The organism is Streptomyces sp. TM32 (assembly GCF_004122755.1).
Lineage (GTDB): Bacteria > Actinomycetota > Actinomycetes > Streptomycetales > Streptomycetaceae > Streptomyces > Streptomyces sioyaensis.
In genome coordinates this window covers 1-6,644 of sequence record NZ_SDIG01000253.1, presented here as the reverse complement: position 1 = coordinate 6,644, position 6,644 = coordinate 1, and the positions used below count along the sequence as shown (strand labels likewise).

Below are 6,644 nucleotides of genomic sequence, written 5' to 3'. Positions count from 1 at the left end.
TCACAGGCGGCCGCTGCCCATGTCCGGGAAACGCCGCAGGTCACCGGCCCATCGAACGGGCGAGGTTAAACGGCAAGCTCAGGTGGCGCGGTTGCGGTATAGCGAGCGGGCCTGGGCGCGGGAGCTGGTCTTCGGCATGGCGACGCGGAATCCGCAGGTGGCGGCGAGGGGGCAGTTCGCACAGGTGGTGGCGGCCTTGATCCGGATGGTCAGCGGCGCGCGAGCGCTGTCGGCCTGGTCGAACAGATCTGCCTTCGTCCTGCAACCGGCCAGGCCGGCGCTGGTGGGCGCGACCGTGGCGACCGCGGCGCGGGTGCGGCGGTCACGGCGTGCAGCCTCGGTCTTGAGGTCCTTGCTCATCGCCGCCACCAGCTCCCGCGGTCCTGGCGGGCACGCTCAGCGCTCTCCCACGCCTGGCCCTGGCGGTCAGCGGCGGCCGCGTTGCGGTGGTGGCCCTGGCGGCGCCTGCGGGCGGCCCGCTCGGAGGCCGACTCGCGCTCGCTGTAGGTCGTCGAGGCCATCTTCTGGTCGTTGCCGACGAGGCCGAAGAACGCCATCAGCGGGCCTCCTTCTGCTGCGGCTTGGGCGGGATGGGGGTCGGGCGCGATGACATGCTTGGTCAGCTCCTTGAATGGGAGAGACCGTGCGGCGGCCGGGCCCTGGAAAGCGGGCCGGGCGCACGGCGGTGGCCGCCTGGCGGCCGTGGCCGGCCCCACCCCGCACCCAGGGTCCGGTTGGGGTCGACACCGGTCGGCAGGTGATCCGCTCAGGTCAGGTACTTGTCCGCGTCCTCGGGCCGCAGCAGGCCGGTCTGGGAGAGCAGCCGGATCGCGCGGGGCTGGTTGACGGAGAGCTCCGTCCGGACGCGGCTGACGTTGACGAAGCCGTCTGCCTCGCGCGGCAGGGCCTGTACGGCGGGGATCAGCTCCGCGTCCGTACGAGGGGGCGTGGCCGTACCGGTACGCCCGGTGGTGACCGTCGCGGTGGTACGCGCGCGGGCTTCGGCCGTACTGGTACGCGCGGCCGGTACACCGTCCGGGGGAGCCGTCCGGGCGGTGGCCGTACTGGTACGTGCCCCGCCCTCGTACGCGGCGGCGCTGGTACGTCCGGAGTGCTCCGTACCAGTACGCGCCGCCCCGTTCGAGGCGGCTTGTACGCCGCTTGTACGGGTGTTGTACGCGCTGGTCAGGCCCGCATTTGCCGCCGCCGGGGCGGTGTCGTGCGCGGTGGCGTGTACAGGCTCTGTACGAGCAGCGGCGCTGGCTGTCCGAGCGGGCGACGTACTAGCTGACGGGCCGTACGAGTCCGTACCGGACAGGGTTGTACGGGCAGGCTGTGTACCGGACGCGCCGTCCGTACGAGCGGCCGTACCAGTACGTCCGCCCGTCCCGGCCGCGGTGTCCGTACCACCGTGTCCATCCGTACCGGCGTCGTGCATGAGCGTGTGGACGCGCCAGACGACGGCCACGAAGATCAGCACGACGAACGTCGTCAGCCACCACGGCGCGGACTGTCCCTCGGGCACGAGGTGCGCCTGCTCCGACAGGTGGAAGACGACGTTGGCCGACGCCATCAGCGCGAGCGCGTACGGGATGTCCTGCTTGGTGCGGAACGCGGTGACGCAGTAGACGTCGATGGACACCGGCAGGAGCGGGGCGACGTACTTGTTGATGCCGACCATGTGGGCCAGCTCGTACTCGCCGGAGGCGGCGAGGCCGATGCCGGCGCCGAGCGCGATCCACGGGGCCGTCTTCCATGCCGTGCGGCTGAGCTTGTGGTGCCAGCCGCGCCAGCGGGAGTTGGCCCGCTTCGCCTCCCGGGCCTCCTCCAGCATCCGGCGGGCTCTGGCCTCATCGGCCTGGGCCCGCTCGGTGATACGCGTCCCCTTCTTCTCCGCGTCCGCGACGATGCGGTCGGCCTCCTTCTGGGCGGCCTCCCGCAGTTCCTTGGTGACGGTCTTGGCCTCGTCCCGCAGCCGCTCACGCTGCGTGTCGCAGGCCGCCTTGAGCGTGCTGAGCTCGTCGGTGAGGGCCTTGCGCTTGCCGGCGGCCTCCGCGTCGAACTCGTCGGTGAGCTCGCGCAACTTCTCGCGCAGTTGTGCACGGGCCTGCTCCGCTTCGGCGTGCGCGGCCGCGGTGTGGCTTTCGGCCTCGCGGCGCCGGTCGTCGGCGGCCGCGACCGCATCCGCATACAGCTTCTCGGCCTCCGCGCGCCGGGCGTCGTACTGGCCGGCCGAGGTCTGGGCGAGCTCGACGGACCGCTTTCGGGCCTGCTCCAGTTCGAGGCGGGCGGCGGTGACCAGCTCGTCGGCCTGCTCCTGCGCCCGGCCGAGGAGGGCACCGGCCTGCTGACGCCGCTCCTCGACCAGATCACTGACCTCGGCAAGGTCGGCTTCCGCCAGGCGGCGCAGCTCAGCGACGGCTTTGCCCGCCGCCTCGCGGTCGGTGGCAGACAGCTCGGTGAGGTCGACGGCCTGCGCGCGTGCCTCGGCCACCAGGTTTTCGGCGCGGCCACGGGCCGCGTCCAGCACCTGAAGGGCCTCGAGTTCGGCCTGTTCCGTCAGCTCCGCCGCCCGCGTCCGCGCCTCGGCCACCAGTGCCTCGGCCTGGCGGGTGGCATTGCGCTCGATCGCCTCGGCAGCCCGGTCGGCGCGGTTGCGGTAGCGGGCCGCGGCCGCGCGGGCCGCGGTGACGGCAGACTTCGCCTCCCGGCGAGCCTCCTCACGGATCTGCTGCCCGTCACGGTCGGCGGCTTCGGCGGCCTGGCGCAGACGGTGGCCTGCTTCCTCCGCCACCTCCACCAGAACCTGCCGAGCCTGCACCCGGGCGTCCCGACGCAGACGCTGGGCCTGGGTGCGGGCCCGGCAGGACAGCTCCTGGGCCTGGGCATGGGCGTCAACGAGAAGTTGCTCGGCGTGGTCGGTGGCGCGCTGCTGGACCGCCTTGGCGGCACGGTCGGCGCGGCTACGGTGCCGGGCCGCGGCCGCACGGGCCGCAGTGGTGGTGCCCTTCGCCTGCTGGCGCGCCTCCTCCACGATCTGCTGCGCGTCGCGGGAGCCGTCGGCTCGCGTGGCGTCGGCGTCGTGGCTGGCCTGGCGCAGACGATGGCCGGCTTCCTCGACCACCTCCTTGAGGATCTGCCGGGCCTGGGCGCGGGCTGTGCCGGTCAGCTCGCTGGCCTCCGCCTGGGCGTTGGTGAGCAGTCGCTCGGCCTGGACCGTGGCCTGCTGCGCAGCCGCGGCAGCTGCACGGTCGGCGCGGTTGCGGTGCCGGGCGGCGGCCGCGCGGGCCGCGGTGATCATGTCCTTCGCCGCTCGGCGGGCCTCCTGCCGGGACCGCTGCACCTCACGGCCAGCCGCCGCACGCACCCGGTCGGCGTCGGCGGTGGCCTGCCGCAGGCGGCACCCGGCTTCCTCGATCACCTCGGCCTGGACCTGGCGAGCCTGCGCGTGAGCCGTCCTGGTCATCTTCTCGGCCTGCGCCTGTGCCTGGTCCAAGACCTGGGCGGCTTCGGGGAGATGGCAATCGTCGGCGGACGGCCGCCGCACCGTTGCCGGTGCCGGTGCCGTCCTCTTCGCCGCGGCAGTCGCCTTCTTGGCGGGCGGCTTGTTCTTGGTGCGGGTCGCGGTGCGCGCGGCCATGCCCTTTCCTCTCTTCGTGCAGCGGATGGACGGCTGTCCGGCTCCCATGACTCGGCCCCTCCCGCCGGGTGGCGGGAGGGGGCGAGCAGGCAACTGGCAGATCGGGACTCAGCGGGTGAGGTCAGGGGATGCGTGGGCCGTCCGGGTCCCGCAGTCGGACACGGGGCCGCGGCGGGGAGGGGGCGGGCTGGGCTGGTTGTCCTGAGCCATGTCGATGTGTCCTTCGTGGTCGTCAGCCGCGGCTGGTCTACTCGTCGGCCGTGGGGGCGTAGTGGTCGGCGATGAACACCGGGGTGATGACGTAGCCGGTGGGCTGCGGCACTCCGCCCCGCGCAAAGCGGTGTGCCTCGACGGGGCTGAGCGGGTCGTCCAGGTCGTCGGCGAGCCAGACCAGCAGCGCGCCGAGCTCCTCACGGCGAAGCAGGGCGGTGACGTGCGCGCGGGCCGCCTCGGGGTTGCTGTAGTGCCCCAGCGGCAGGGCGCCGTGGGAAGGGCGGTAGACGGTGACCTCGGGCAGCGCGATGACCTTGTCGGTCTTCTCCCAGGCGGTGCAGTGGGTCTGCACGCCCCGGGCGTCCTGGATCGTGATCGCCCAGCCGGAATCCCAGCCGATCGCGGCCAGGGCGTCGGGGCCGTAGTGGATGCCGGCGACGCGGTAGACGGTGTCCCAGTAGGCGTTGTGGTAGATCCCGCCGATGACGCGCGGGCCGACCTCGGTGGCGAAGACCCTGTGGCCTCATCAGCGGACAGGCGGTTCTGCCCGGCCGCCTTCGGCTTCGGCGGGGTGTTGGGGTGTTCCATGGCGATGTCCCTGGGAAGGTGCGGGTGGATGGAGGTCACGGACCCAGTGGCCGGCCTCCCACGCGCCCGCCGCCGCCGAACTTGCGGCGGCGAGCAGCGTGAGAGCCAGCGGGTGAGCGAGTCCGTGACGGGTAAGGGCCCGCTCCGCCCGCAGTTGGGCGGCGCGGGCACGGCGTATCGGGTGGTCGGGCACGGACTCCTGCCGGTGATGTGATGCGGCCCGCAGCGCGGTGGCCTCGGCCGCTCAGGCTGGCCTTCCGCGCCGCGGGAAGGGCTGCGGTCGCTACTGGCGGCCGGAGCCGTGGCAGGAACCGCACCTCGCGCGGTAGGTACCGGAGCCGGTGCAGACGGTCTCGCCCTGTCCGGTCCCCTGACAGGAGCCACAACGGGCGGGTGCGGGTGTGCTCATCGGGCCACCTCCGAGCACCGGCAGCGCCAGTAACCGCACAGGCCGCAGGCGTCGTTGAGCAGCTTCAGCAGGTTCCTCATGCCGCGCTCCCCGCCATCGAGGTCCTCTCGGCGGCGCGGGCGGTGATACGGGCGTCGCCCTCGGCCACCAGACGCAGCAGCAGAGCGTTCAGGCGCTGCTCCGCGTCGGCCGTCTGGGCGCGGCGGGCCTTCCAGGCGTCGAGACGCCGGACGGCGTCCTCGGCCTCGTGGTCGTGGCCCTCTTCCTTCTCGATGTCGTCGATGGTGTCGGCGAGACCGCCGGTCACGGCGGGGAAAGGTCGTGCGATGCTGGTCGGCATCAGGGTCCTCCGATTCAGGTCCTGGTACTGACAGCCCCGGAGCTCTCACCTTCCGGGGCTGTCGCCGTGTGGAGTGGGCGGGTTGCCCGACTCCGAGCGGCACGTGGTGCCGCAAGTGCCCCGGACCGGACTCGAACCGGTCATCTACTGCCTACGGGGCCCGCGATCTTTGCCCTTGTCTCACCTGCGCGTTCGGGTCCTTGTCCGCCCGTGAGGACGGCATGGGAGAAGGTGCGTGCTAGTCGCGCGGCAGGGCCAGCTTGTCGCTGTTGCCTGATCCCGGGTAACCAGAGGACTCACCTCTCGGCGCCCCTCCGCAGATCTCTTGCTCGGGGGTGCCGGCTAGTCGTGGCTCCGGGTGTCCACTGTGAATTTGTGAAGGAACGGCCGCTGCCTTCCACCCCCGCGGAGCGGGGGGTCCGGGCGGTACGCGGGCCAATCAGGGCAGGGCGGAGCAGCCGCAAGCGGCGTCCCTGCGAAGCTCGTTAGCGAGGTCCGCGCATGCCCTCAGTAGACTCGATCCTCGTTACAAGAAGTGCGTTAACGAGGTATGTTTTACCGACGCAGGGTCGGGCGCCTCTGCGAACCTCGATAGCTCGGCGCGTAGGATCGTTAGCGAGGTAGGGAGACACATGGCAGGCGAGACGGGCCCTCAGCGCCCCAAATACCAGGTGATCGCCGACGAGCTGAAGGCTGCGATCGAAGCAGGCGACTACGCGCCCGGCGATCGACTGCCGGGCGAGAAGGTGCTCGCCGCTCAGCACGGAGTCGCTGTGCTCACCGCCCGCCAGGCGCTGAAGATCCTGCGAACTGAGGGCCTGGTGGAGTCGAAAAGGGGAGCTGGCGCTCGCGTCATTTCCTTCCGCCAGATTCGCCGCCACGGAATCCAGCGCCTCGCGCGGCAGCAATGGGGAGCCGGTAAGTCGATCTGGTCCGCAGATGACGACCGCCCCACGACCGTTGACGTACGAGTGGAGGCGATCGAAGCTCCTGCGCATATTGCTCGAATGCTCGAACTCGGAGAAGGCGAGCTTGCCTGCGCGCGGTCGCGACGCTTCGTAATGGAGGAGCGACCAGTCATGCTCGCAACCTCGTACTTGCCGCACTCGCTGGTCGAAGGGTCGGCCATCACCCGCGTCGATACAGGTGAGGGGGGTACTTACGCCCGGCTCGCCGAACTCGGACATGCTCCAGCTCACTTCAGAGAGGAGATCCGCAGCCGGCTGCCCACCGCAGAAGAAGCCGAGAGACTGGCAGTTCCACTCGGCCGACCCGTCATCAAGATTTGCCGCACCGCGTTCGACGCTGACGATAGAGCGGTCGAAGTTAACGAAATGACGCTTGATGGCGCCGCTTATGTCCTGGACTATGCGTTCGACGCCTGACAGTGAGGATTGGCCATGGCACCGCTTGGGGGTCTGACTCTTCGCCTGACTGACGCTCCTGCTGTCTTT

The 6,644-nt window shown here is 71.2% G+C and carries 6 protein-coding genes; 1 reads left to right on the top strand and 5 read right to left on the bottom strand.

The window, feature by feature from the left end; translation table 11 throughout:
• Positions 1 to 78: 78 nt before the first annotated feature.
• The 5 genes from EST92_RS30435 to EST92_RS30410 all read right to left on the bottom strand — a co-directional run bounded on the left by EST92_RS30435 (position 79) and on the right by EST92_RS30410 (position 5,190).
• A complete protein-coding gene (locus EST92_RS30435) occupies positions 79 to 360 on the bottom strand; it encodes a hypothetical protein (protein WP_216849143.1) in 282 nt (93 codons plus the stop codon).
• Complete coding sequence (locus EST92_RS30430) at positions 357 to 557, bottom strand: hypothetical protein (RefSeq protein WP_129283898.1); 201 nt, start codon at positions 555 to 557, stop codon at positions 357 to 359. The genes EST92_RS30435 and EST92_RS30430 overlap by 4 nt, the downstream gene beginning before the upstream one ends.
• 209 nt (positions 558 to 766) lie before the next feature.
• A complete protein-coding gene (locus tag EST92_RS30425) occupies positions 767 to 3,640 on the bottom strand; it encodes a hypothetical protein (RefSeq protein WP_254069156.1) in 2,874 nt (957 codons plus the stop codon).
• Positions 3,641 to 3,887: 247 nt separating this feature from the next.
• On the bottom strand, positions 3,888 to 4,205 hold the full coding sequence (locus EST92_RS30420; RefSeq protein ID WP_129283897.1) for a hypothetical protein: 318 nt from the start codon (positions 4,203 to 4,205) through the stop codon (positions 3,888 to 3,890).
• Positions 4,206 to 4,926: 721 nt separating this feature from the next.
• Positions 4,927 to 5,190: a hypothetical protein gene (locus tag EST92_RS30410; protein WP_129283895.1), complete on the bottom strand. Its 264-nt coding sequence runs from the start codon at positions 5,188 to 5,190 to the stop codon at positions 4,927 to 4,929.
• A 632-nt stretch (positions 5,191 to 5,822) separates the two neighbouring features.
• On the opposite strand from EST92_RS30410, the gene EST92_RS30405 reads away from it, so the two are divergent.
• Complete coding sequence (locus EST92_RS30405) at positions 5,823 to 6,575, top strand: GntR family transcriptional regulator (RefSeq protein WP_129283894.1); 753 nt, start codon at positions 5,823 to 5,825, stop codon at positions 6,573 to 6,575.
• Positions 6,576 to 6,644: the final 69 nt, after the last annotated feature.

What these genes read in the sequence shown, in the direction of transcription:
- EST92_RS30435 (WP_216849143.1), bottom strand. Translation starts at nt 360, where the DNA reads ATGAGCAAGGACCTCAAGACCGAGGCTGCACGCCGTGACCGCCGCACC.
- EST92_RS30430 (WP_129283898.1), bottom strand. Translation starts at nt 557, where the DNA reads ATGGCGTTCTTCGGCCTCGTCGGCAACGACCAGAAGATGGCCTCGACG.
- EST92_RS30425 (WP_254069156.1), bottom strand. Translation starts at nt 3,640, where the DNA reads ATGGCCGCGCGCACCGCGACCCGCACCAAGAACAAGCCGCCCGCCAAG.
- EST92_RS30410 (WP_129283895.1), bottom strand. Translation starts at nt 5,190, where the DNA reads ATGCCGACCAGCATCGCACGACCTTTCCCCGCCGTGACCGGCGGTCTC.
- EST92_RS30405 (WP_129283894.1), top strand. Translation starts at nt 5,823, where the DNA reads ATGGCAGGCGAGACGGGCCCTCAGCGCCCCAAATACCAGGTGATCGCC.